Origin of the sequence: Mesorhizobium sp. M8A.F.Ca.ET.218.01.1.1 (genome assembly GCF_004791165.1) — a bacterium.
Lineage (GTDB): Bacteria > Pseudomonadota > Alphaproteobacteria > Rhizobiales > Rhizobiaceae > Mesorhizobium.
In genome coordinates, this window is the sequence record NZ_SRUZ01000002.1 from 432,678 (window position 1) to 456,598 (window position 23,921).

Consider the following 23,921-nt stretch of genomic DNA (forward strand, 5'->3'; position numbering starts at 1 on the left):
TATTCTTAGGACAGTGCGCAGCAAGCCGCTACTCGCTGCACTCCAGGCACACCATTTCCATAATCAAGCGGTGGGTGCTATGTCTGACCGAGCTGTCGACCAGGGAACGGTGTGAGGCCTCAAATCCCTCCATATTGTTGCACCCGCCGGTCCAACAGGACTGCAGGTCCGGACTCAAAGGATCTTGGCTGCTATGGCGACATTGCGGTGCACGCCGCTTTCCGACCAATGATGTGCGTCCAGGTCGAGGCCGGCCCTAATGAACCACCGCCTTGGCACCCTCGCCCATCTCATTTTCGGCATCGACAAGCTAGACCAGAGCGCACTTGCAAGGCGCCATGCAGTCCTGTCGGCGGGCGAACTGTTGGTGACGGGTACAGCTGCGAGCGAACGTTCATCCACCGACGCACAGCGCGGACTGTCGCTTTTCAAATTAGGAAATCTCTGTAGCCACCATTCATGAGCGCGCGGCCACGCGAGACGGCCCGACGGATGCGGTCGCGCAGATGATCGCGAGGATCCGCCCAGTCGGCATGGACGCGCCGTTGACCGATGAGAACTTCGGCGAGCTCGCGATGAGGTGCTCCGGCGAGCGAACCGTCGAGCGCACGAAGAACGAAGGACAAACGAACGCCGCGCTTTTCCGGCGCAAACAAGCGGGGGGGCAACTGTTGCCCTAGACTGAGAGCATTGAGGCACTCCAGTCCCCTCAGTCGATGCTTTAAAAGCACCGCGGGCCAGATGGCTTGCGTATGCAGGCAAACAGGGTGGAGGATATTCGCGCCCGAGACGGCGAGCTGCAGCGCGTGGTCCGCATTGCGAAGAAGAACATGCTGGCTCTTGTCGGGCGCCAGCAGGACGATTGCACGACAGGGCAATGCCGAGAGTTCGAACGGCGGTGTCGGCGACGAGGCAGGCAACCGTTCCGCAATGACCGGCAGCACATGGACGCACCAGAGCGGACACCAGAATACGACCGAAGCGCGGCCACAAGACTCCGCGAAACAGAACACCCCAGCGTGACAGGTCGCCGGCCGACGCGACCATATCGAGAAAGGATTGGAGAGACCAAGTCTTGCAATGCTGGCGCGCAGCGGTCAGATCGCGCTGGAACGCTGGATTGCGGCGTAAGAACTCCCAAGCCCACTCCCGCAGCGTCAGGCCAGCGGTGTAGTCGTATGATCTTTCATCCCGCCAATCGGCCTGATCCGCGCCAGTCAGGAGATTCATGACTGACATCCCCTGCCCGCGCCTGCGTGCGTCGAAACATTATGCCACTTCGCAAAGCATCGGCGTAGGCAGCAGACGTCGAAGACCCCGTTTCGTTGAAGCGTCAGCCATCGCCACTGTCGGCGACAGAAGATGTGCCCAAATTGCCACCAGACCGTCGAACTGGCACAGCGACGGCCAGCGCGACCTGGAATTGATCCCGTAACAGTCATCGGCTCCTGCGTCGCGATCCAGACGTCCCTTGAAGGCGCAGTAGCGCGGCAGTGGATCGCACGCTGCTTGTCGGCAAGTTGTCGTAGCGGCGGCGCCATAGGCACGGTCATCGGAGGGTCTCCTGCGGCAAGCTTTCGCCATTGGAGGCCAATCTCCCCGCTAGGGCAGCCTGTGCAGTTGCACAGGTGAAGCGGATCAATCAGGGGGAGCCATGGCGGAAACTGGATGATGGCGGCTTGAGGAGAGCGGCGTATCGAGGCGGGTGATGAAGCCTGCCAGTACCTCTCAAGGAGAGTGATACGCCATGAACGAGACTATCAACACATTGTTCGCCTTCGTCAGCCCGACGAAATCGATGATACCCTGACGGATGTACTTCGCAGCGGCGCGCGCAAATTGCTTGCGCATGCGATCGAGATGGAGGCCGAGGCGTATGCCAAGGCGGTCGACTGCCTGACGAAAGATCATATTGCGTCGCTGGCGCTCTACGATTTCCCCGCCCAACACTGGGATCATCTGCGAACGTCCAATCCCATCGAAAGCGTCTTTGCAACCGTTCGCTATCGCACGGTGCGTACCAAGGGCTCGCTATCCTCGAAAACCGCCCAGCTGATGGTCTTCAAGCTGTTGGCCGCGGCCAGGAAGTGGCGACGATTGAAAGGACAAAATCAGTTGCCGAAACTCATCGCAGGTGCCAGGTTCCTGGACGGAATCCAGGTCATCGAAACGAAGCCGCAGAGCGCCGCTTGATCAGCCTCGTCACCCAAATTCCAGCATAGCTCCATCGGAACTGCCAGCCTTCCTTGCCGATCAGGCGCATATCAGCGCTGACGATACCGAGGACGGCGATGGCGGTCACCTCCAGGCCGCCGAGTAACGACCCTCAAAACACCGCACTGGTCGAGGCCAGCCTGAACCGGTATCTTGTGCCTGCCCTCGGGAGTCGCTCTATCCACCATGTGATCGACACCGACATTGCTAACGTCACCAAGAAGATCGTCGCCGGGGGTCACCCGCAAGCGGCTAACACGGCCTTCTGGTGTATGCGGGCATTTTTCAACTGGTGTCGCAAACCGCCGCAACGGCTCATCCGCGGTTTCCCCGCGAGGGATTGGAAAATCCGGATCCGGCCCCGATCGTCAAGCGCAAGCGAGTGGTGAACGATGCCGAACTGGCGGCTATATGAACGGGCTGTGAGCCCGAACCGGGCGATATCGGCTATTCGTTCGGCTCCATCGTCAAGCTGCTCATTCTGACCGGACAGAGGCGTACGGAAGTTGCCGCGATGCGTTGGTCCTCAACCTTGAAGCCGGAACATGGAACTATCGGGTGACCGCACGAAGAACGAAGAGCCTACGCTTATTCCGCTGCCCACACTGGCGGTGTCGGTCCCCCAGACGGTACCGAAGACCAATGACACGTTTTTTTCCCTGCGAGGGGCAACGAAAGAAGCCACTTCTCAGGCTACGCGAAGGGCAAGAAGGCTCTAGACGGCAAGGTCAATACTGACGGGGTGGCTTTGGAGAACTGGACCCTTCACGATCTGCGCAGGACGCTCGCGACAAATCTCGGCAGGCGGCAGGTATTGCCACACGTCATCGAGCACATACTGAATCACAAGGCGGCGTCCTTGACAGACATTGGCGAAATCTACAATCTCTATAGCAAAGTCAAGGAGAAGCGCGAGGTGTTGCAGATGTGGTCAAATCACATCGAATGGCTGATCAAGCAGGCTGCGGATGACGCTCTGGCGGCGTAGCTGCTGGCATGGGCGGAAGATGCGGCGCAACAATCGTCAGAGCCTCATCGAATTGGAGATCATGCTTGACCAGCAAATGCGCGGCCAATGCTTCGATGGCCGACCAGTGATCGAGTACTAGCCGGGCCGTGCAATCTTCGATCCGCCCCCAATCGGGGCGGCGCGGCATCAGGAACCGCAACTCACCATAGATTCGCTTGGCATCCGCGTAGTCGCAGCTCCCCTCATTCCCATCGGACGCATTCATCGCCATATCGCGCGGGTCCAGATAGCCTTCGAATGCGGAGTCTGCAAAAGGACCTGCCAGACACGCAACTATCTCCCGGATCGCATCATCGCGTTCCAAACATCGATCCATATCGTCCTCGAAAATCGGCTTTCGCTTCGAGGTGAATCCTTGCGCTGAATAAAAACCCGCGCCTTCGACAACACCACCGCACTCTCCGTCACCGGCGTCGGGGTAAATACTAACACTTGAGAAAGCAGGGAGTTCACGGTCGTCGTCGAACGTCTGACGGTGCAAAACGATGGCGGCCACCGCGTGCCCGGCTTCGTGATGCGCCACAAGCGGCAGATATTGGGAGGCTACATTCATGCGGTGCGGCTCTCAGGTCTAGTTTGCTTTTGCGCATAGGACCGCAATTGTCGTGCCAACTGGGAAAATCGTTTCGGGCAATGCGATCGCTCCGATAGCGTTGCGTCTCCTGTCTGACATTGTTGGGAAGTCGACACGCGCCCGTCGCAATGCGGTCGACCTTCCGCGCGAGTTGGGTGACCCGTGAAGGCGGCCGACCAGGACGATGTTGCGCTGATCGGCGACGAAGGCGCGGCCGGGCGAGATCGCGCATCAGGGGGTGACCGGCGTGTCGGCGAAGTCGAAGTCGTCGATGTCCTTGGCCAGCGGCAACTTGGCGACAGCGAACTGGTATTTGATGGAGCGGGCCTGCTTCTCCGATATCTCGGCCTGCAAGAGATCACCGACAATCCTGGGCGGCTCGTGCCGTCGCTTGATGGCGACGCGCCCATGATCTCGTCATAGGCTCTGCGCATTCCGTAGAGCTTCAGCGCTCCCATCAGTTCCAGTACCTCGGTGCGTTCCATGGCTGTTTGTCCTCCTGAGACTGTCATAGCGGGTGCAGTCGGCGACACTCGTGAGCTAGCTTCAGCGCTTGGGGAATGGAAAGGATCGTGCCCGGCGCCGGATCGCGGCTGCGGGCCAGGATGTTGAGGATCACCGGCGCCGACGATGCACCGTGCTCGATGGCTTCCTGACAGGCGGCCTCGACCGCGCTCAATCCGTCGGTCAGCACCCAGGTGAGGATCAACACCATCTGCCGGTCGACGTCATCAACCGCCTTGAGCTGCGCCGCACCTTCTCCATTGCCGACCGCACGACCCAGCTAAGGAACGGCGCGCGCCGTGTGCCAGGGATCGTAGACGACCTCGTTGCGGCCAAAGGAGCGAACGTGTTCTCCCACGACCACGCCATCCTCTGGCGGATGCGATCCGATCGACATAAGCATGGATCTCGACGGGCCGACCGACGGCACTCGACAGCACCGAGTATTTGTTGTTGTCGAAGCGCACCGTGCAGGTCTTCGACACCGACGGGGGAATGCAGTGGAAGCCGTCGAAGCGACCGGCAGCCGCTCCCGCTGCGGCTTGGCCGCATTCGCCGACAGCAGCCGGTCCCGCGTCTCACGCCGAGCTCCCATGCGGGGATAGGGCTGGTGCTTGCGCTCGTAGCGGAACTCCGTCTGCTCAGAACGCAGGACCTTGCGCACCACCTTGCGCGAGATCTTCAGCTCACGGCAGATCGCCTTGATCGACTTCCCCTGGACCAGCGACAGCCGACGTATCTTTGCAATCGTCTCTAAAACCAACATCCAAAACACAAATGCCTCCGATCAAGCCGGAGGCATCTTGATGACCCCATCGTTAAAGGGTCCCGTTTGGACGAAAATCACCCTTTAAACAGGGTCCCCATTCCACGAAAAATCAATGCACTACCTTCCAAAGCTGCGAGAGATCGCCACCGACCGCTTTGAAGGGGCTTTCGGCGGTCTCGTCAGCGAGGTTGTGGCATGAAGAAACATCAATCCACAGCATTGGGCCGAAGCATGCCACGGGCTCATGCCGCGGGAGAGCGGGAAGATATTCTTGAAAGAAGCGGTCTCCGACATCAATACCGACAGGATGGGCAGCTTTCTCACATCACTTGAGGTCGAGCGTGGCAGTTGCGACCCGCAATGCAAGGCTGGCGGCGATGGATGCCTTTGCGCGGTTCCTGATTTCGGAGCACCCCGAATATTAGGATACGCTGCAACTGGTGGTGACACTTCCCTTCAAGAGAGCGCGTGGGTGGCACCTGTCGAATATCTCGATGAGCCCGGAAATCAAGAGCGTCCTGGCGCGTATCGACCGCCGCACGCCTTCTGGACAGCGGGATTACGCTCTGTTTTCGCTGATGTTCAATACGGATGCACGAGTTCAGGGATCCTGACTCTTCGATTGTGACCTTCGTCTGGTATCGCCCTGTCCCGCCGAGCAAAGCAACGACCGCCCCACACTGCTCACCCGGTTCGGTGTTCGATACTTGCTGCGCACACATGGCTGCGGGCGAAGGAACCACCCTGGCGGAAAAAAGCATCCATCATCGCCCTTTGCGGGACACGACGGCCATCCACCTCGTCAAGGCGGGTGTTGACATCGCCACCATCAGTCGATGGCCAGGCCACTCGGGCTGAACTAACGATGCGCTACGCCCAGGCCGGTATCGATATGAAGCGGCAAGCGCTCGAACAAGTCTTCCCCGACGTGATGTCATCGGCAAAAGATCAGACGATCATCGCTTTGATGGCTGGATGTTTGGCTGGCTGCACCGCTTGTAGACGCTCAGTTATGTGGAGTTGTATCGCGGGAAGTCGCGCGTCTTGGGCTTTTGCGATGTCAGCTCCACATCTCTCCGCAGTGCACGTTGTCACTGTTGAAGAGCCGTTTGTTCAATCTTCGTCCTGGCACGGCAAGGGTTGTCCATATTGTGGGCGTCTTACGCTTGCCGAGCTTGTCCGAAATCCAGCGCCGGATCAGGCGTGAACACTGTTGCGTAGTTCGTCAGCCAGAGCGCGGAGAACGTCGGCGCTTCCTTCCAGCGCCGTAAAAGCGTAGGGATTGAGGAACTGTCGGCCCCAGAACAGATTGCGATCTGTGCCGGATAGCGTAGCTTCCTCGCTAACACGCGGCCAATTCTCCGCAATGCATCGGAGCTGGCCTTCAACAATCGCAAGAGCTTCCGGCGCGCTGAGCAGGAAGTGATGCGCGGCTTCAAGGCAGGACGCTATCCGGCTCATGCGGTTATTGCCGCTGATGAGCATGGCCTGGCTGGCCTCCTGGCCACTGCGGGCCTGCGGACAAATATCGTACGCAGGCGTGAGGGTGAGCTTAGCCCCATCCCAGAATGCCGCATGGTTGCGGGCATGATCGTCGGTGTTGCCGCAAAGTATGTTGAAGACAATGCGGCTGAATAACTCGCGCAGAGTTTCCGACGGCGCGGTGAATCGGTGGCGAATGATCTCCGCCAAATCCTGGTAGCTGGCGTAACGCGCCATCATCTCATCGAGCGCGAGCATCGTCAGCGCTGAGACCATGGATTTGCGTTGCCAGCCGCCCGTGACCTTGATCCGGTCGAATCGCTCGACGAGCAACACGTCGTTGCCTGCGGCGCGAACGAGCGAGACGGATGCCGCTCTGATGCCGCACAAGGCGGCAAGCCGCATGGCTATGAATTCTCCTTTGACGACGCTGTAAAGGTCGGCAGACGAGGAAAATTTCGCGACATGCTTGACGGCGTCATCCTCGATCAGCGCCTTTGGCCTTGCGCCGCCGATCGAGCTGCCGTGATGCAGCGCCTGATCTAATTCGGGGGTGAGCGGAATACCTTTCTCTACCCGCTCCGCCGATTGGACAAGCTCTTCGAGAGTGGCATTGGCCAGTGCGCGCGGCTCGTAATTCGTGGGCGAAAACTGAAAATCGAGCGCGCCGATGCGGTCCGAGCCTGATTCCAGCAGGAACGTCAGTTCTGAAATATCGAGCCGCGCGATTTCATCGCCCTTCACACCGAATTTGCGGTTTAGGATAACCCGTCGTCCCCAGGCATCGGGGGCAGCATCGCGGATGCATCCCGGCATGGTTAGGCCAGGAAGCAAAGGCAATTCGCCTGCCTTCAGGGGCAGTTCCGGGAGATAAAGCGGGATCGCGCTGCCCAGTTCACGAAAGCTCCTGCCATAGTTGAAGCTGACGAGTCCGTCATGGGCATATAGCCGCCCGGCGACAACCGGCGCGGTCTCGCCCGGCAGCCAGACCCAGACATAGGCTTCGTCGTACTTGGGGACCTTAGAACTCATCGACGATCTGCTTGCCGGCCTTGTAGACGTGCTTCGGCAGCAGCGCGATGCGATCGTCAATGCGGCCTGTGAGGGCTGTGATGCCATTGCCGTCGGCATCGAACAGCTTCACACCGACAATGGCAGCAGCTTCGAACATCAGTCCGATTTCGACTTTGGGATCGCCCTTCTCGATGCGCTGCAGGGTGCTGCGTGAAACACCGATTCTCTCGGCTAACTCCTGTGCGGTTAATCGGTGCTGCATCCGGCCCAGCCGGATGGTCTTACCGAAAAGGCCAAGCGCTTCCATCGCGTAGCGCGAATAGGTGCGTTTATGCGCTGCCGTCATTCGGGTCTCCGTGACCTATGCATGATCCATATCACCATCTTTCGACCTTTATATAGGTAATGTCGCAGAGCGACTGCCAAAGTCAAGACTCCGTATCGTATGACTCAATCCCCCTGATTCGACTTTATATGCAGCAAGAGTTCGCATCACGGCTACGTTCGGAAAGCCAGGTAGAATGCGACGGGAGACGCAAGCGTTACACGTCCGAACAAGGAAGGCGAATATTGCCTACGGCTCCTGCACAACCGGCCAGCTCTGCGCGCCTCGGGCGAGGCGGAGATCTGGCGCTGGATCGCGGACAGCCTTGAGACGCCTCGCATGAGTCATTCGATGGGCGGTCCCTGGTGCGAGGCCGAGGCGCTCGACTACTGGCCGACATCCTCGGCGGCGGGACTCGCAGCCGGCTATACCAGCACTTTTCGACCGCATACGCGCCCAGCTTCTCTCCGAAATCATTGCCAATGAGCGCGAACCTCACGCGATCGCCGAGCTGGCCTGGCGGCGCGGAATCTACGGCGTATTCGAGACCGCCCAAGGGAGCCTGACCAGCGTAACGCCCTCCGATCTAAGCGCCTTCCACAAAGCCGCTTTCGCCCGCGACGGGCTGCATGTGGCGGTCGTAGGCGACATAGATGCCAAAGCCCTGAGAGCAAGGCTCGACCAGCTGTTCGGCGATTTGCCTCAGAAACAGGCGCTCGCCCCCGTACCTGATGTCACCCCGAAGCGCCGAGCGGACGCAGGTCGCATACGCCCTCCACCAGACTTCGCTCCAGCTGGCCTTTCCCGCCATTGGACGCAACGACCCGGAATTCTACGCGGGACAGCTGATGAACGATATAGTCGGAGGCTCACGATTTACCTCACGTCTGTTCCAGGAAGTGCGCGAAAAGCGCGGCCTTGCCTACGGTGTCTCGTCCAGCTTGGAAGGCTACCAGCATTCCAACATGCTTGTCGTGACGACGTCGACGCGCGCCGACAGGGCGGCCGAGACGCTCGACCTGATAACACAACCAATCAACGAGCTGGTGGACACAGGCCCAACAGCGGCCGAACTCGAAGCGAGCAAGAAGTATCTGATCGGCGCCTATGCTATCGACAATCTGGGTTCCTCCAGGTCGATTTCCGCCACGCTTGTCGGGTTGCAGCTCGACAAACTCGGCATGGACTACATCCAGCGCCGCCCGGCCCTCATCGAGCAGGTGATCCTCGACCAGGCAGGGCGGCGGCGAAGAAGCTGCTTTCGGCCGGGCGTTGGCCCGTGACAGCGAATAATCCCACGCTCTACAATAGCTGAAGGACTCGCCGAACTACGTGTGGCTGATCCGATTATGGTGTGGCAGAATGAACGCCTTGAGACTGCCTGCGCGCCCTCGCAGACCAGGTTCTCTCCCGTGATTCGATTTCCCGCCCCGAAGAATGCCGTCGTTCCGAGAAAGTATTCTAACTTTTGCGTATACCAAATACGGGAAAGTTAGAAACTCTTGAATATGATGATTATGCTAGCTTTCCCGTATCTCAGGGAACTTTAGAAATGGCCCTTCACCTCGTTGTGAAAACATCGATAAAACCCGCAGCCACTATCAGGCTGAAACGGGCAAGCTCGTCCAGTTAATGCGCGGCATCTATCTCGATGCCGGGGAGGATATCGAGGCCATGATACTCAAGCACGCCATCGCCAAATACCTGTATCCCAACGCTTACCTCTCGGCGGCGAGCGCTGTGCTTCTCGGCCCGACCCGGGATGGCCGCCTGTTCCTGAGCGGGCGACGAATACAGCGCACGCGCTTGCGCTTGCTGGAAATCATTCAGAACGCAGCTCCCGACCACCCATCAGTCGCTCAAGCGGTTGTCGATGATGGAATGGGAGAATTCCGGATCGACGTCTCCTCGATGCGCCAGCGCTTCCTCGAAGCTTTCCGCCTGCGCAGCGAACACGCGGCATCCATCGGCGAGACGATGCGCGAGGCAATCGCGAACCGCCTCATAGAACAATACGGCAGCGCCCAGGGCGCTGCCGACGCGACATGGGCGCTTGCCGGCGCGAACCAGCGGTATCGCGAGGGCGAGCACGCCGAGCGCTTTTTCCTCCGCCCTCCACTGACCACAGAACCCGCACGCAACGAAGCCGCGCTCGATCTGATCGTGGCGTGGCACGGCTAGGTGCAATGTTTGCCCTCGCGCAGCAAGCCGGCTTTTCCTGACGTCGTCGTCAACCTGGGTCTATGCGACCGAAGGTGGTCGCGTGGGGCCGCGAACTCTGCTCCAATGCCAAGGTCCGAAAGATCAGCTTTACAGGCTCCACCGCGGTTGGCCGACTGCTCATGCGCCAGCGCTCGGACCAGATCAAGAAGGTCAGCCTCGAGCTCGGCGGCAATGCGCCCTTCATCGTCTTCGATGACGCGGATATTGACGCTGCGGTTGACGGCGCGATCCAGGCGAAGTTCCGCAATGCCGGCCAGACTTGCGCGTTTCATCGAACCGGCTTTACGTCCAATCGAGCGTTCACGATGAGTTCGTCGAGAAGTTCGTGGAGAAAGTCCGGCACTTATCGGTTGGCGACGGCTTCGCTCCGGGAGTGGACGTCGGACCACTCATCGACATGCATGCTTTGGCCAAGATCGAGTCCCACATCGCAGATGCCGTTGCCAAAGGTGGGATAATTCGATGCGCGGCCGAACATATCGGCAAGGATGGCACCTTTTTCAAACCCACAGTCTTCACCGAGATCTCCAGCATCATGGCGGTTGCGCAAGAGGAGACTTTCGGGCCGTTGGCGCCGATCATCCGCTTCCACGATGCGGATCAGGTCATCTGTGAGGCAAACGACACGATTACGGGCTCGCCGCCTATTTCCATGCCTCGAACCTGAGGCGTGTCTGGCGCGTGGCCGAGGCATTGGATGGCATGATTGGCATCAATACGGGCGTATGTCTTCGGAAGCGGCGCCCTTTGGCGGCTTGAAGCAGTCCGGCATCGGGCGGGAGGGTTCCCGCCACGGGCTCGAAGACTACCTCGGAATGAAGTACCTCTGCATGGGTGGAATCTAAATGACGTCGCCCCGAGTTTCTCCAGTTTTGGGTTCGTTTCCGGCGTGGGTTGTGCGCTGCTGGGCGGGTGAAGCGACGGGCGCTGGCGCGGAACCTTTCGCATAGCGCAGCGCGAGCGACCGTCGCGGGTTGAAGGTGGTGGCGAACTCGGCCGATGTCTGCCAGGCGATTTGGGAGTGCGGCCGCGCGGTGTTGCAGTCGGCGCGCCACAGGCGATAGCGATGCTTGCCATGCGCATGGAATGCCATTCGACCGGTTCTGATCCGCGCAGGAGAGGATGGCGTTCGAGATGAACTCGCTGGCATTGTCACTGACCAGTGATGAGCCGGTTCAATTCCCGGGCAACCAAGTGCCCTCGACCGTGCTGAATAGCGCGCCTTTGCCATACCGGCGGATTAGCGCGGCCGACCTTACTTCGGCATGATGCGAGCAATTTCTGCACCAGGCGCGCGACGTATGCCACTCCCTCAGATCGCCCAGCGATACGTCTGGGCCTGCATGTTTGCTGCCTTCTGCGATGGCTTGCCGACACTTTCGGCTCGCCGGGTGTGATGATCTTCTTCTGCGTCTTTCCCTCTCGGCGATATTGCCGTTCGGCCGTCCCGACCAAGGCCAAACCTCGGGCCGTTTTCCCGTTCCCGGGTAGAGCTTGAACGTCTCGTCGATGATGTCTCTGGCGTGCTGCGAGCTCAACGCCGAGGCGCTTGGCATCGATGCATGGCGCGACATGATTGCGGCGGTGTCGCACGGGTTCGACGGTTTGGGCTTCAGGATCGTGCGGATGGGCCACGCTTTTCTGGCGGCGCGAAACACGGGCAATGCGCGTTCAAAACCTGACAAAGGCAGAAATTTGTCAGGTTCAATCCAACCGCCATCCGGGCACTACGGAGGTTTTTCAAAGCATATTCATGCACTTGCGCGCTGAGCCCGCTGGCATGGACCTTGCAACGCTTGCAGCAGGACGGTATGCAATGGAGCAGACGAGGATGTTCTCTCCCCTGAACCGTGTGCCGTCTCTGAGAGGGAAATAAGCTCGTGCAGAAAATCTCACAACCTTTGACAACGGCTTTGGAGAACAACGTGGTGTTGCAGATCGAGTCCCCGGCTCCTTCGATTCAAGCGGAAACCTGGCTGCGTGGCGAGCCCCTCACCAGCTTCGAGCCTGGCAAAGTGTACATCGTCGAATTTTGGGCAACTTGGTGCGGTTCGTGTGTGGACGGGATGCCCCATCTGATGCAGCTGCAGGAGAAATACAGGGAAAGCGGCGTTGAGATCGTAGGAGTCGCGGCTAGTGAACGCGCTCCAACGGCCGATGAGGCCCGAAGCACGTTGGACGCTTGGTTGACGGAAAAGTTCCCGAATCTGAACTATCGGATCGCATTCGACTCGACAGGCGAAATGGACAAGCTTTGGATGGAGCCCAGCTTTTCTTTCTGGATTCCCACCAGTTTCGTGGTCGACCGAGACGGCTGCATCGCCTTTATTGGTGCACCGACGGAACTCGATGAGGTCTTGCCGAAGGTGCTTAACGGCAGCTGGCGCACCAGCGATAAAGCAAAATCCGCCGATGCGGAGCGGATCGCGGAAGGCGAACCCATAGCGCGCGAACAAGCGCTGAAGAAGCCGATCAATGACAGATATCGGGCGGCGGTGGAGAAAAAGAATTGGAGGACGGCGCTCTCGGCGATCGAAGAAGGCATCGCCTTGATGCCGGACAACCTCGGTTTCCGCCGTTCTCATGTGAATCTGTTGCTTCACAAAATGAAGGACATGCAGGTCGGCTTGCCCGTCATGCGCCAATTCGTTCGCGACGCGATCAACAGAAACTCCGAGAATTGGATGGTTGCGGCGTTAGACGAGCTCTTCTTTCCGAACTATGACCATTCGCACTTTCCGTCTGCTGAGCGCTTGGCGATGGGAAAACAGCTGTCCGAACACATCCTGGCACTGAATCCCCCGGAAAGCGACAAACGTAAGCTCCTGCCCTATCGTTTGGCAGCCCTCTACTATCACGAGAGCGGCAACAAAGATCGGGCGATCGAGTTGATCGAACTGGCACTGAAGTCGCAGGGCGGTCCGGAGCTTATCCGGGACGAAGATGAACAGCGCGAAATATCCCATTTGCTGCAGTTCCTGGCCTACTTCAAGGGTGAGAAGGTTTGTTACGGCGCTCTGTGTGCGGTTCCAAACAATGGCCGATTCGACAGCTGGTATACCGTTTGCGGCTGACCGCCAGCTTATGTGAGGGACAGAACTGGCCGGGCGGACAGCTCTTGATGCGAACGGCGCAAACCCCGCCCGGCTTGCGAAATCACCTGGGCCGCTCTTTTGGACCTAAGTCCGAAGGACTGCGGCCTTGTACGATGCCCGCCTTTGTTTAGGCGGGCTATGAGCTGAGCTACGGGTTTTGCCCGCTACTAACCGTTCGCCAGCCTGGCGCAGGTGCCTCTCAACACCTCCACCACACCAAGGTTTCATGCCGGTAGCGAATTCGATCTTGGCGGCATGGCCATTAAGCACATGGGAGGGCCTCGCTGGCGGCATGCCTGTGATCTGGTACTGCAGCCCACGCTTGCCTCCGCCAGCGGTTCGATGAGGCAGCCTGTCGCACAATTGATATCAGGACTTCAATGCCGGAACACCGGACCCACCCTCAATTCAATAAATGAGGTGTCGCGTACCACGGTTGGCTGCTTGATCCAGGCAATTCAGGCCGCCGTCATCCTCAATGAGGTGACCTCGACCAGAGCCTCGGCCTTGAATGGCATGATGCAGGTGCATGGGATGGCGGCCACCGTCATTTTCGTCGATCCGAACGGAATTTCTTGCAACCGGTTTGCGGCTTTATCCAACACGCAAGGGCCGCGCTGTCGACAGTCTCCCAACGCACCAAAAAGGCAACTGTGCAGAGCAAGCCTTCTATCCATCAATCTCCCTTTTGAAAATCATCATATCTGTGACCAACACTGCGATATTTTTCGCGGCGGAAGGAGCCAGGCACAGTCATTTCCATGCGCAACAGCATTTCTAAGTTTCTCAGCTCGCCGGAACACGTCGGCGGCCGATGTCGCGCTCCGGGGGAGCTCTATTCCTTTTCGAACAACATCAGATTTGTCGCAGAACTGAGTGAATAGGATCTCGTCCACAAATCCATCATCACTCTTCGCATCGGCGATCACTTGAGAAATCTTCTTTCTTCTTTCGGCGCTAAGCTTCTCCAGCCAGCGGCCCGGCGTTTCGAAGCGTCTCCTTATCGCATCCGCCATGGACGCTGCTCGCACTGGCAATTTCTGCATGTCTGAAATGCTGACGAGACCTTCGGTCTGGCGTCAGGAAACAACTAGCCGACACGGCCTTTGGTCGGCGTCTCGGATGAAGTCTAGAATGCTTGCGTCGGCTCCAACCAACGTCTCTTCTGGAGCGGAAACACGCTCAGAGATTTTTCCACTCGGCGGTGTCGCGTCGAAGAAGCGTTCTGCAAAAGAATAGTCCCCCGAAACCGCCGTCATGAACCACAGGGACATAGCTGTGACGAATTGATATTTCGCGTAGTTACATCGGAAACCGACTCGCAAGTCATAAGATGAGCTCTAGTGTCATTATCATTCCAACCGTAAGGCCTCCCTGTAGCGTGCCAATTTCCGGACTTACGTCGGCGAGTTCTTGATAATCGTTTTTTCCGCACGAAACTTAAGGTCCCATAGGAGAAGGCGAGGAAATCAATGCACGGTAGCAACGACGAGCCTGTCTCTCGAGAAATTGTAGAAGCGAGAATCAATTCTGAGTTCCACGTTTGAAGGCCGATTCCCAGTGCAGCGTCTGGACCCGGAGGCGTCTAGGAATCCAACAGCGGCATTCAACCAGAACCGAAATTCACCCACGTCGAAATGCGCAATGTTCGAGCGTATGGTCTCAGCGGCATGCTTTTCATGGACCCGCGCCAGCTTGCAGATTGTCATTGCCAGCATGATTGGCTGGCTGTTAGCCCGCTCCCACAGGAAGTCGTCGTCTAGAAATGCTGCTTCGTCAGCATCCGAAAACTCGAATCCACTACTGTCCCGTACCTCGGCAAGATTTTCATAGGGATGACTGTGGAAATCACCGATGAGCGTCAAGTGTGGTGCCCATCGATCCATCAGTTCGCTCTTCAGGCGGACAGCCTGATTGTTGGGCTTCACGCTGTTCCGTGATCGCTCGGCTGAAATGCTGAGACTCATAAGATCGACATGGAAATGGGTCGTTCCTTTCGAGTCCTCGCGACTGAAGCCCCAAAGATACCCCAGCGTTTCCAGCTTTGTTCGGCGCGGACGACCATCTCCGAGAACATAGGCTTCCAGTGTGGCAAGCGTAATAGTGTGACGAGCTGCATCAGAAAGGGAAATGGTGAAATTCATCGTGCGTTACCTGAAGGTGCCTCCGATTCGTTTCCGATCAACGGCCAGCCACGATCCTCACGGGGGCTTTGCTGGTCCAAATCGCGACATATCCTTGCATTTCAAAATTCGCAAGATTATAGCGATTGCGGAGGTGCGACATGTCGACTCCCACCATCAGCATCCGTTTGAAAGCGCTGCGCAGACAGCGCAACCTCTCGCAGGAGGAGGCCGCGCGTCTGTTCGGCTTCAAGGACCGCCAGACCATTTCCGCCATCGAGACGGGCGAGCGGCGACTTTCGGCCGAGGAACTCGTTCGCGCCGTCGAAATCTTTCGCGTTCCGCTGGACTTTTTCACCGATCCGTTTCTGCTCGTCGGCGAAGGTAAGTTCTCCTGGCGTCAGAACGGCGTCATCGGTCGTGCCCTACTGGGTTACGAAGAAGACGCGGGCCGCGTGATCGCGGCATTCCGTACGCTCGCGCCACAAGTGGGCAGGGAAGCTCCGCTGCTGAGGTGCTCGCTCGGTCTTTCAAAAGAATCCAGCTACGAGGATGCATCGGCTGCGGGCGACCGGTTCGCCGGCGAATATAAGCTAGGAAACGTGCCTGCCGCTCGCCTCGCCGAGGTCATGGAGCGGGATCTCGGAATGCTGGTCCTGATGGTTGATCCGATCGAAGGCGTGTCGGGCGCCGCCTGCCGCCTGCCGGAACTGGATGTCGTGTTGATCAATCGCCGCGAGGTTGCGGGTCGCCGCCATTTCGACCTCGCTCACGAGCTTTTCCACATCCTCACCTGGGACGCGATGCCGCCGGATCATGTCGAAGATGTCGTGCCCAAGAAACGTAGCCGGGTCGAGCAACTCGCCGACAATTTCGCCTCGGCTCTCCTCATGCCTTCAACTGTGCTTGGCAAGGTTGGCGATTGGTCCGAATTGGCAGGCGACGAACTCATCGTACGGCTGAACGCGGTCGCAGATGAATTGAGGGTCACGGCTTCCGCATTGCGCTGGCGGCTGGTCGGCCTTGACTGGATCGACAAGGATATTGGCAGGGGTATCGCCGAAGATCGCCTTCGCAACAACGGCCGTAGCAAGCCCGCCGAAGAGCCGCTGCTTCCGCTGTTCTCCCCGACGTTCGTCGAGGTGATCGGCAAGGCTGTCAATGAGGGTCGTGTGGCGATGAGGCGCGTATTGCACCTGCTCGGCATCTCGATCGACGATCTTGCGGACCTCTTTGCAGTTCACAGCGTGGAAGCGCCATACGAGTTGTAGGCGGGTGAATGCCGCGGCACCGAAGTTCGTTGCTGGTCGATACCAACGTCATCATCGAGTGCTGGCGTGTGTCGGCATGGAAGGCGCTGACGAGCGGGTACCCGGTGGAGACGGTCGAGATGTGTGAGATCGAAACCCAGACAGGGCTCCAGAGGCGGCGGCCCGAACAGCAGATCGAAGCTAATGTTCTGAGAGAGACACTTAAAGCCGTACATCCGGTCAGCGACATTGAACGCGCGAGCGCGCTATTGCGTGACGACCATATGCGCTTTCTGGACGCCGGAGAGCAGATGCTCTGGACACACCATCACGCGCAGCGACGCTTGGCTCCTTTGCGGTCCGGATAAGGCGAGTCTTCGCGTTGGGCTGCGCCTCGGCTTGCGCGACAGACTGGTCTCGTTGGAGCGGCTCCTCGCCGATATCGGCCATCGTCCGAAGGTCCTGTTAAAGATGCCTATACCCAAAAATGGCTCGACCAGACGCTGCGCAGCTTTACCTTGAGAGACCGACACCATGACGAATTCGCTCGAGGTACGAAACAAGCTGATCGACATCCTCCGCCGCGACCTAGTCGGCCCGAATCCTGACCTTGATCAGAATCTCGCACGCGAAGTTTGACCGAGAAGCAATCGCTGGGACGCCGGGGGCTTTATCGTTCCCGCCTACGACGGTGTTGCGCCTGTGATACCTGACGGCGAGGAAACCATCGAAGAAACCGCCGACGACCTTCTCGCCAGTGAGATGCTGGACTCCGCTGTCGAGGGGGAGGTCGAGGAGAAGGATTCGACTGACCAACCACCGCGGGACAGGTTTCTTCCGTCGTCGATAGGGTTGACGGTGGTTCTTCCGCAAACGGTGAGTCAAGTCACGCTGCGCGCAACATGGGGGAACTATAAGACGGAGCCCCCATTGCCCGATGCGCTCCTCATTCCCGAACTGTCGGGAAAGGGCAAGCCAAAGCCAGAAAAGCCCGAGAACCTCCGTTGGGTTCGGGTTCCCGGCGAAGCCGCGATCGTCCTCGACGTCACTCGGAACCAGTCCGGAATCCTGCTGCCGGAAAGCGCTGACTCAGAGGCCGGGCGGCGGCATCGAAGTCGCCGTTGACACCGTGTGCTCCGTCAAAAGACTCCGGAGGGGGCTGAAGAGCGTCTGCGCGTCATCACCGTCTTCTTGGTAAACCGTCGACGGAGCACAAAGGCTCCGTACAAGGACGTGGCCTACGCGTTCCAGACCCGGATCGAGCTCGAATGTGCGGATGGATTTTATCCGCGCAGCGACCTGTCCACCTACCAGTCCGATGATTTCGACCTTAGGCTGGGCGATCTCCATTATCGCGATGTCCGCGAATATGCCGTTGGTCGCAACACATCTGCAGGCTGGCAAGAACGGCTTGACGCGACGAACGATCCGCTCCCCGTGACGCGTGTTTGGACCGATTTCCTTCCGCAGCAGGAGGTGGAACGTGTCGTCCCGGCAAGGAGCGATGGCGTCGAGTTCGGCATGGAGGCTCTCGCTCGGGCTGCCGTTTCCGGAGCCGAAGCGGTCAGTGCAGCCTTGGATTCACTGCCTGAACTTTACGCCGAGTGGCGGCGGAGTCAGGAAGGACTGATGACAGGGCTTGCGCCGAGACGGCTAAAGACGGGCCAGGCGCTTCTGGAAAATGTTGACACCGCCGGCAGCAGGATTCGCGATGGGATAGATCTCCTTAAGCGTGATACGATGGCGCGTGAAGCATTCGGCCTGATGAATACGGCGATGGCGATGGCCAACCGCCGGCGCGAGGCAGAAGAAGCTGCCGGGCGATGTAGACCCGCCAACATGGCGGCCGTTCCAGCTAGCCTTCGTCCTCCTCAATCTCGTTGGCGTGACCGACCGAAACAGTGGTGAGCGCGAGATCGTCGACCTGCTTTTTTTCCGACCGGCGGCGGCAAGACGGAAGCATATCTTGGACTTGCCGCCTATGCGATTGTGCCGAGGCGGCTCCGCGGATCTGGCGTGCTGGGTGCGGGCATCAGCGTCATCATGCGCTACACGTTACGCCTGCTCACGCCGCTGGTCTCGTCTGCGCGCTCGAACTCCTGCGGACCCATGATGACAATGGCCGGAAGACGCTTGGCGAATGGCCGATCGAGATTGGACTCTGGGTGGGCGGCGCAGCCTCACCGAACAATCCAGCCGCGAAATTCTTCCGGCAAGGACGCCGCGACGACCTGGCTGAAGCGGTACCAGAGCAGACCTAAGACGAAACCCCGGTGCCACTGAAGGCATGTCCCTGGTGTGGTGAGCCCTTCAAGCCAGAGAGCTTCCACTTCACGCCCAACAGGACAGCTCCGCAGAATCTAGTGCTCAAATGCGAGAACGCCGAATGCGACTTCACGCGGGATCGACACCTGCCGGTGCTCGTGGTGGACGAGCCAATTTACCGCCGTCTTCCCGCATTTCTCATCGCCACGGTGGACAAATTTGCCTCCCTTCCATGGATTGGCAAGAGCGGCGCATTCTTTGGACACGTAGATCGGCATGATCCGGACAAGGGGTTCTTCGGCGCGTCTGAGCCAGGCGAAGGTCGCCCCTTCGGAAACGGGCATCGGCTCGATCCGCCGGATCTTGTCATCCAGGACGAACTGCACCTGATCTCTGGCCCGCTTGGAACGGCGGCCGCACTCTACGAAACAGCGATCGACCTGCTGTCGTCGCGGCCGGGTCTTCATGGACTCATTCGTCCAAAAATCGTCGCCTCGACCGCGACCGTCCGAAGGGCGGAGAAACAGATCGCAGCCTTGTTCGATCGTTCGGAGACGGCCGTATTTCCGCCACCCGGCATCCACCGTACCGACAGCTTCTTCGCCAGCACTGTGCCATCGGCACGAGAGCCAGCCCGCCTCTACGTCGGTGTGGCGAGTCAGGGTCGCGGGCTTAAACTCCTCTTTCTTCGGAGCATGCAGACCCTGCTGGCAGGCGCGCAGGCATTGACTTCCAGCCCGACGCAAGAAGGGGAAGATGCCGCCGATCCGTATCTGACAGTGCTCACGTATTTCAATGCGCTTCGCGAGCTTGGGGGCGCTCGTCTGCTCGAATTCTGCACGGTGTCACCGACTGGCGCCGGAGTTGACCCGGGATTAGGAGGAGCACTCGTTGTCGGATTCTCGACGATGTCGGACATGTGACACAACGCTTCCAGAGCGATCGCATTGTTCCGAAACGATTTTCCCAGTTGGCACGTCGGTTGCGGTCCTATGCGCAAAAGCACTGCGATGCCGCACCGACTGGAAGAACTCATCAATGATCACGCTTTTCGAACATGTGGGCGCCGCTACCAACACTGAGCGTTCCCGATCAAACGGAAGCCATTCCACTTTCATTCCTCAGGTCGTTCGGACATGAACGCATTTGATGTCCGTCCAACGCTGGATGCTCCCGACGACGATCCCTATCTCTGGCTTGAAAATGTAGAGGGCGAGCGGGCACTTGCCTGGGCCGCCGGCCAGTCGGCAAAGACCCTAAAGCACTTCGGTGGAACGCAGTTCGAGCGCGACCGCGCGGCTCTGACAGCCATTTTCGACAATCGCGACAACCTTCCCCTGATCGCGCGCCATGGTCAGTACCTCCACAATTACTGGCGAGATGCCGGAAATCCACGCGGACTGTGGCGCCGGACCACCCTTGCCGCCTACATGAAGGCGGATCCCCAATGGGAGCTACTGCTCGATCTGGATGCTCTCGCGGCTAGCGACGGAGAGGATTGGATCTGGGACGGCGCGTCCATCGAGCCGGAGAGACGGGAAAGAGCCGTTCTGCGCCTGTCGCGCGGCGGCAGCGACGCGGTCGTGCATCGCGAATTCGACCTGATCTCTCTGAGCTTTGTCGCCGACGGTTTCAATCTCCCCGAGGCCAAAGGCTACGTTAGTTGGCTGGACCCTGACACGCTTCTGCTTTCCAGTGCGCTTGGTAATGGCATGGCCACCCGCTCCGGCTATGCGCGCACCGTGCGACTGTGGAAGCGTGACGCGGATCCCCTCACCACACCGGTAATCTTCGAGGCCGGGTTCGAGAGCCTCAAGGTGTCTGGTCATTCGGACCGCACCGGCCGCAGCGAGCGCCTTTGGTTCATCGAGAAGCCGGCCTTCTTCGAGGAAATCAGCTGGATCGGCGACAGGAGCGGGCCGAGGAGGCAGATCGATCTTCCTCGTGACGCGTCGTGGCGGGTCTTCGGCGACTGGCTGGCGGTAAGGCCGCGCAAGCCGTGGACGGTGGGAGGCACCACCCATCCCGCCGACGCGCTGATCGTCATCTCGCTTTGCTCTTTCCTCGCCGGCGGACGCCGATTTGAGACCCTGTTTCAACCAGGGGAAAGGCGCTCCCTGCAGTCATTCTTCTGGAATGACGGGAAGCTCATTATCTCTTACCTCATCAATCTCGTACCGCGTTTCGAGATGTTCACTCCCGGCCACCAGGAATGGACGCGCCGAGTCCTGGACACTCTGCCCGCCGAAGGGACTGTCCACGTCTGGTCATTCGATGCGGCAGTTCACGAGGCCAATGGAGAGGTCCTGGTCTGTGCTCAGGATCCGATCACGCCGCCGCAGCTCTTGCTATTCGATCTCAATGCCGCGCCGTCTCTCAGCGCTTCAGCAATCCTGAAGCGCAGCCCGGAGAATTTCGATGCATCCGGACTGGTGGTCACGCGCCACGAGGCAGTCTCTATCGATCATGAGCTGATCCCCTATACGCAGGTTGGTCCGGCGAACGGGAACGGAGATGCTCCGATTCACCTTTCCGCTTATGGCGGGTTCGGCGTATCACTCCTGCCCTACTACAACTCCCCGCTGGGCAAGCTGTGGCTCGAGCGCGGCGGCACGTGTGTCGAGGCGAACATCCGCGGCGGCGGCGAGTTCGGCACCCGCTGGCACGAAGCCGGGCGCAGGGAGGGCAAGCGTCTCGCCCATGACGATTTCGCCGCCGTTGCCGCCGACCTCGTGCGAAGGGGCATCACCCTGCCGAGGCGGATTGCCGCCGAGGGTGGCTCAAATGGCGGCCTGCTGATCGCAAACATGCTGACCCGCTATCCTGAGCATTTCGGGGCTCTGTTCTGCACAGCACCGCTTATCGACATGCGTCGCTACACCAAGCTCTTGGCGGGCGCGAGCTGGATCGACGAATATGGCGATCCGGACAAGGTTCACGATTGGGCTTTCCTGAAGGAAATCTCCGCCTATCACGCCGCAGCGCCGGGACAGCCCTATCCGCCTATCCTGATCGCCACCACGAAACGCGACGACCGCGTCCATCCGGGCCATGCGCGCAAGATGGCCGCAAAACTGCAGGCTCTTGGCTATCCCGCTTACTTCTACGAGGCCAGCGCAGGCGGGCACGGCTGCGGCGAGGACAATCGGGAGCAAGCCGCATTCATCAGTCTAGGCACCAATTTTCTCCGCAGCGCAATCGGCTTCAACGATCACCTTCCGGAGACGGCGGAACGCGTTGCAACGCAAGTGGGGCATTTGAGGTCCATCAACAATTCATTCGAGCAGGAGACGAAATAGTGCAGTGCATCCTTTCTGAACATCAAGGAGTGAATCTCATGGCGAGAACGCGAATGGGCGTAGCGCGGGCAACAGCAGCGGCGGTGGCCCTGATCATGGTGGGACAGCAGGCCGTCGCCGCGGAGCCTGCGCAAGCAGAGACCGTCCTGGCGGAGACGGGAGCCTCGGTCACCGAAGCGCCAATCCCTTGGCAGATCCGCCTGCGGGCGTTGGGCGTCGTTACGAAAGATCTGGGCTACGTTGATACGCTTCCCGGCTCCGGTCTTTCGTATTCGGACACGGTGACGCCGGAACTCGATATCTCGTATTTCTTCACCGACAACATCGCCGCCGAACTCATACTCGGTACCACCTATGCCAACATCGCGGGCCAAGGGACGATCGGAGGGTTGGGCAACATCGGCAAAGTTTGGCTGCTGCCGCCGACGCTCACGTTGCAGTACCATTTTACCGATCTCGGCGCGTTCAAACCTTATGTCGGCGCAGGCGTGAACTACACGATCTTCTACAACCAGGACACTGGCAGCGCTGATGCTCTCAAGGTGAAGAACACGTTCGGCACGGCGCTGCAGGTCGGATTCGACTACATGGTGGACCAGCACTGGGGCCTCAACTTCGACGTGAAGAAGCTTTTCCTGAAGCCGGACTTCGACGTCACGGTGGCCGGCGCGAAGCTGACGGGGAAGGCGGAGCTCGATCCCTGGCTGATAGGCGCAGGTGTCACCTACCGCTTTTGAATATCAGAGTGAAGTCTGCTTCCCGACTGCCGGTTTAAATGAAGGGCGCCTCGCGCGCCCTTTTTTACGGTCGACACTGCAGGGCGAGACCTCATGAAGCCGATTGTCGAGAGGGCGGGGCTCTCTTCCGGCGGACCAAGAAGGTGCACTGGCCAGCAGGCCTCGCGCCTGAGATGGAGGGCTTAGAAGCGCTTTGGATCGGGACGGGCTTTGGTATTGTGGGTGGAATGCTTCAGCCAGACTATTTGCCAGCATCGTCTCCCGGACGTTATGTCTGAGCTTCGTGTCAGCGCAAGGCGAACACGCGACTCCTAGATGCCGACACGATGGCTGGTTCAGCCATGCTGCGACAGTTGCCTGTTTTTTCGGTTCCTTTGCTGTTCGCGCGCTAACCGCAACGCTCCATACTAGTCTCGCGTGCCTGTCCCCGTGGGGCGGGCGACAGAAAGCGATTAGGCCCGCTGAAAGAGGCAGACCGCATCCGAAGGACCGTAACCAAGAGAAGGACCTGAAGCGAGAGCGAAGGTTGCGGCAGGCCGCGGCGGGCCTAAAAGGGAATGCCGACCACCCCACGTCCCAGGAAAAGCTGACAAAAACGCAGCGGCCGACTGTCCAATAGGGTGCGCCCGCGCGAGGGCGAGCTAAATGGCAGGGGCTGCCGGGGGACCTAAGAAAAGCGTGGGCTCACAAGCACCCGGCGCGCGCCATCAGGCCGCCAGCTACTTGGAGGGCGGGGGCATCAGGCCTGTTTGTCGGGCCGAACCAGATCCATGTGGCTGACGCCGAGGGCCAATGCCAGTTCATAGATCGTGATAATTGTCGGATTTCTTCGGCCTTTCTCCAAGCCGCTGATGTACTGCTGACTGAACCCGGAAATCTCCCGCAAGCTGCTCCTGCGTCAGGCGCTTCCTTTGCCTGATCCTCTGCACATTCCGTCCGACCAACTTGCGCATATCCATGCACGCAAGCCAGCGGATCAGGCGGCTTGAGTTTATCAACTATAATATGTAATCCACA

17 protein-coding genes and 7 pseudogenes are annotated in these 23,921 nt (G+C 59.2%); 14 read left to right on the forward strand and 10 right to left on the reverse strand.

Annotation, left to right across the window (positions count from 1 at the left end; all coding sequences use genetic code 11):
* Positions 1-428: 428 nt before the first annotated feature.
* Positions 429-944, reverse strand: a complete 516-nt coding sequence (locus tag EN861_RS08495; RefSeq protein ID WP_224570032.1) for a DUF2285 domain-containing protein — start codon at positions 942-944, stop codon at positions 429-431.
* Between the two features lie 793 nt (positions 945-1,737).
* Here EN861_RS08495 and EN861_RS08500 point away from each other — a divergent pair.
* Positions 1,738-2,193, forward strand: coding sequence for a transposase (locus EN861_RS08500; RefSeq protein WP_256748481.1), 456 nt, complete (start codon positions 1,738-1,740; stop codon positions 2,191-2,193).
* 974 nt (positions 2,194-3,167) lie between these two features.
* On the opposite strand, the gene EN861_RS08510 is transcribed toward EN861_RS08500, so the two are convergent.
* From EN861_RS08510 to EN861_RS08530, 5 genes and pseudogenes are all read right to left on the reverse strand, one after another.
* On the reverse strand, positions 3,168-3,797 hold the full coding sequence (locus EN861_RS08510; RefSeq protein ID WP_126080679.1) for a hypothetical protein: 630 nt from the start codon (positions 3,795-3,797) through the stop codon (positions 3,168-3,170).
* A gap of 192 nt (positions 3,798-3,989) precedes the next feature.
* Positions 3,990-4,303 (reverse strand): annotated as a pseudogene (locus tag EN861_RS36115) (ATP-binding protein); the annotation flags it as partial.
* Between the two features lie 10 nt (positions 4,304-4,313).
* A pseudogene (locus EN861_RS36120) lies at positions 4,314-4,846 on the reverse strand (IS21 family transposase); the annotation flags it as partial.
* Positions 4,847-6,288: 1,442 nt separating this feature from the next.
* Complete coding sequence (locus EN861_RS08525) at positions 6,289-7,605, reverse strand: HipA domain-containing protein (protein WP_126063913.1); 1,317 nt, start codon at positions 7,603-7,605, stop codon at positions 6,289-6,291.
* Positions 7,595-7,933 carry a helix-turn-helix transcriptional regulator gene (locus tag EN861_RS08530; RefSeq protein ID WP_167498459.1) on the reverse strand — a complete coding sequence of 113 codons (339 nt, stop codon included), beginning with the start codon at positions 7,931-7,933 and terminating at the stop codon, positions 7,595-7,597. Before EN861_RS08530 ends, EN861_RS08525 begins: the two co-directional genes overlap by 11 nt.
* Before the next feature lie 604 nt (positions 7,934-8,537).
* On the opposite strand from EN861_RS08530, the pseudogene EN861_RS36735 reads away from it, so the two are divergent.
* From EN861_RS36735 to EN861_RS08545, 4 genes and pseudogenes are all read left to right on the forward strand, one after another.
* Positions 8,538-8,594, forward strand: a pseudogene (locus EN861_RS36735) (hypothetical protein); the annotation flags it as partial.
* 49 nt (positions 8,595-8,643) lie between these two features.
* Entirely contained in the window at positions 8,644-9,195 is a 552-nt protein-coding gene (locus tag EN861_RS36740) for an insulinase family protein (RefSeq protein ID WP_335930839.1), read from the forward strand.
* A gap of 269 nt (positions 9,196-9,464) precedes the next feature.
* Positions 9,465-10,090, forward strand: a pseudogene (locus tag EN861_RS08540) (type II toxin-antitoxin system HipA family toxin); the annotation flags it as partial.
* Positions 10,081-10,980: pseudogene (locus EN861_RS08545) on the forward strand (aldehyde dehydrogenase family protein); the annotation flags it as partial. The pseudogenes EN861_RS08540 and EN861_RS08545, both read left to right, overlap by 10 nt.
* On the opposite strand, the pseudogene EN861_RS08550 reads toward EN861_RS08545, so the two are convergent.
* Positions 10,977-11,298 (reverse strand): annotated as a pseudogene (locus EN861_RS08550) (hypothetical protein); the annotation flags it as partial. The pseudogenes EN861_RS08545 and EN861_RS08550 sit on opposite strands and share 4 nt — an antisense overlap.
* 331 nt (positions 11,299-11,629) lie before the next feature.
* On the opposite strand from EN861_RS08550, the gene EN861_RS08560 reads away from it, so the two are divergent.
* Together EN861_RS08560 and EN861_RS08565 are read left to right on the forward strand one after the other, a co-directional pair.
* Positions 11,630-11,905 (forward strand): hypothetical protein, encoded by a 276-nt coding sequence (locus EN861_RS08560; RefSeq protein ID WP_126097371.1) that lies wholly within the window; start codon positions 11,630-11,632, stop codon positions 11,903-11,905.
* A gap of 110 nt (positions 11,906-12,015) precedes the next feature.
* Positions 12,016-13,209, forward strand: coding sequence for a TlpA disulfide reductase family protein (locus EN861_RS08565; RefSeq protein ID WP_245458614.1), 1,194 nt, complete (start codon positions 12,016-12,018; stop codon positions 13,207-13,209).
* 719 nt (positions 13,210-13,928) lie between these two features.
* On the opposite strand, the gene EN861_RS36125 is transcribed toward EN861_RS08565, so the two are convergent.
* Together EN861_RS36125 and EN861_RS08575 are read right to left on the reverse strand one after the other, a co-directional pair.
* A complete protein-coding gene (locus tag EN861_RS36125; RefSeq protein ID WP_245458613.1) occupies positions 13,929-14,246 on the reverse strand; it encodes a hypothetical protein in 318 nt (105 codons plus the stop codon).
* 453 nt (positions 14,247-14,699) lie between these two features.
* Complete coding sequence (locus EN861_RS08575) at positions 14,700-15,374, reverse strand: hypothetical protein (protein WP_126097369.1); 675 nt, start codon at positions 15,372-15,374, stop codon at positions 14,700-14,702.
* A gap of 140 nt (positions 15,375-15,514) precedes the next feature.
* Between EN861_RS08575 and EN861_RS08580 the strand changes: the two genes are divergently transcribed.
* The 7 genes from EN861_RS08580 (at position 15,515) to EN861_RS08610 (ending at position 22,904) form a co-directional block, all read left to right on the forward strand.
* Complete coding sequence (locus tag EN861_RS08580) at positions 15,515-16,624, forward strand: XRE family transcriptional regulator (protein WP_126097368.1); 1,110 nt, start codon at positions 15,515-15,517, stop codon at positions 16,622-16,624.
* 29 nt (positions 16,625-16,653) lie between these two features.
* Complete coding sequence (locus EN861_RS08585; RefSeq protein ID WP_126097367.1) at positions 16,654-16,971, forward strand: hypothetical protein; 318 nt, start codon at positions 16,654-16,656, stop codon at positions 16,969-16,971.
* Positions 16,972-17,305: 334 nt separating this feature from the next.
* The gene (locus tag EN861_RS08590) at positions 17,306-17,728 is read left to right on the forward strand and encodes a hypothetical protein (protein WP_126097366.1); all 423 of its coding nucleotides are present in this window, start codon (positions 17,306-17,308) and stop codon (positions 17,726-17,728) included.
* 108 nt (positions 17,729-17,836) lie between these two features.
* Positions 17,837-18,511, forward strand: a complete 675-nt coding sequence (locus tag EN861_RS08595; protein WP_127275150.1) for a hypothetical protein — start codon at positions 17,837-17,839, stop codon at positions 18,509-18,511.
* Between the two features lie 365 nt (positions 18,512-18,876).
* Positions 18,877-19,791 (forward strand): hypothetical protein, encoded by a 915-nt coding sequence (locus EN861_RS08600; RefSeq protein ID WP_126097364.1) that lies wholly within the window; start codon positions 18,877-18,879, stop codon positions 19,789-19,791.
* Between the two features lie 213 nt (positions 19,792-20,004).
* The gene (locus tag EN861_RS08605) at positions 20,005-22,167 is read left to right on the forward strand and encodes a prolyl oligopeptidase family serine peptidase (RefSeq protein WP_126097363.1); all 2,163 of its coding nucleotides are present in this window, start codon (positions 20,005-20,007) and stop codon (positions 22,165-22,167) included.
* A 38-nt stretch (positions 22,168-22,205) separates the two neighbouring features.
* A complete protein-coding gene (locus EN861_RS08610; RefSeq protein WP_126097362.1) occupies positions 22,206-22,904 on the forward strand; it encodes an OmpW family protein in 699 nt (232 codons plus the stop codon).
* Positions 22,905-23,643: 739 nt separating this feature from the next.
* On the opposite strand, the pseudogene EN861_RS08615 reads toward EN861_RS08610, so the two are convergent.
* Positions 23,644-23,863, reverse strand: a pseudogene (locus EN861_RS08615) (helix-turn-helix transcriptional regulator).
* Between the last annotated feature and the right edge of the window lie 58 nt (positions 23,864-23,921).

Bases quoted from the DNA above. Each gene is read 5' to 3' on its own strand.
- EN861_RS08510 (WP_126080679.1), bottom strand. From the start codon at position 3,797: ATGAATGTAGCCTCCCAATATCTGCCGCTTGTGGCGCATCACGAAGCC.
- EN861_RS08525 (WP_126063913.1), bottom strand. From the start codon at position 7,605: ATGAGTTCTAAGGTCCCCAAGTACGACGAAGCCTATGTCTGGGTCTGG.
- EN861_RS08530 (WP_167498459.1), bottom strand. From the start codon at position 7,933: ATGACGGCAGCGCATAAACGCACCTATTCGCGCTACGCGATGGAAGCG.
- EN861_RS36740 (WP_335930839.1), top strand. From the start codon at position 8,644: ATGTCACCCCGAAGCGCCGAGCGGACGCAGGTCGCATACGCCCTCCAC.
- EN861_RS36125 (WP_245458613.1), bottom strand. From the start codon at position 14,246: ATGGCGGATGCGATAAGGAGACGCTTCGAAACGCCGGGCCGCTGGCTG.
- EN861_RS08575 (WP_126097369.1), bottom strand. From the start codon at position 15,374: ATGAATTTCACCATTTCCCTTTCTGATGCAGCTCGTCACACTATTACG.
- EN861_RS08580 (WP_126097368.1), top strand. From the start codon at position 15,515: ATGTCGACTCCCACCATCAGCATCCGTTTGAAAGCGCTGCGCAGACAG.
- EN861_RS08605 (WP_126097363.1), top strand. From the start codon at position 20,005: ATGAACGCATTTGATGTCCGTCCAACGCTGGATGCTCCCGACGACGAT.
- EN861_RS08610 (WP_126097362.1), top strand. From the start codon at position 22,206: ATGGCGAGAACGCGAATGGGCGTAGCGCGGGCAACAGCAGCGGCGGTG.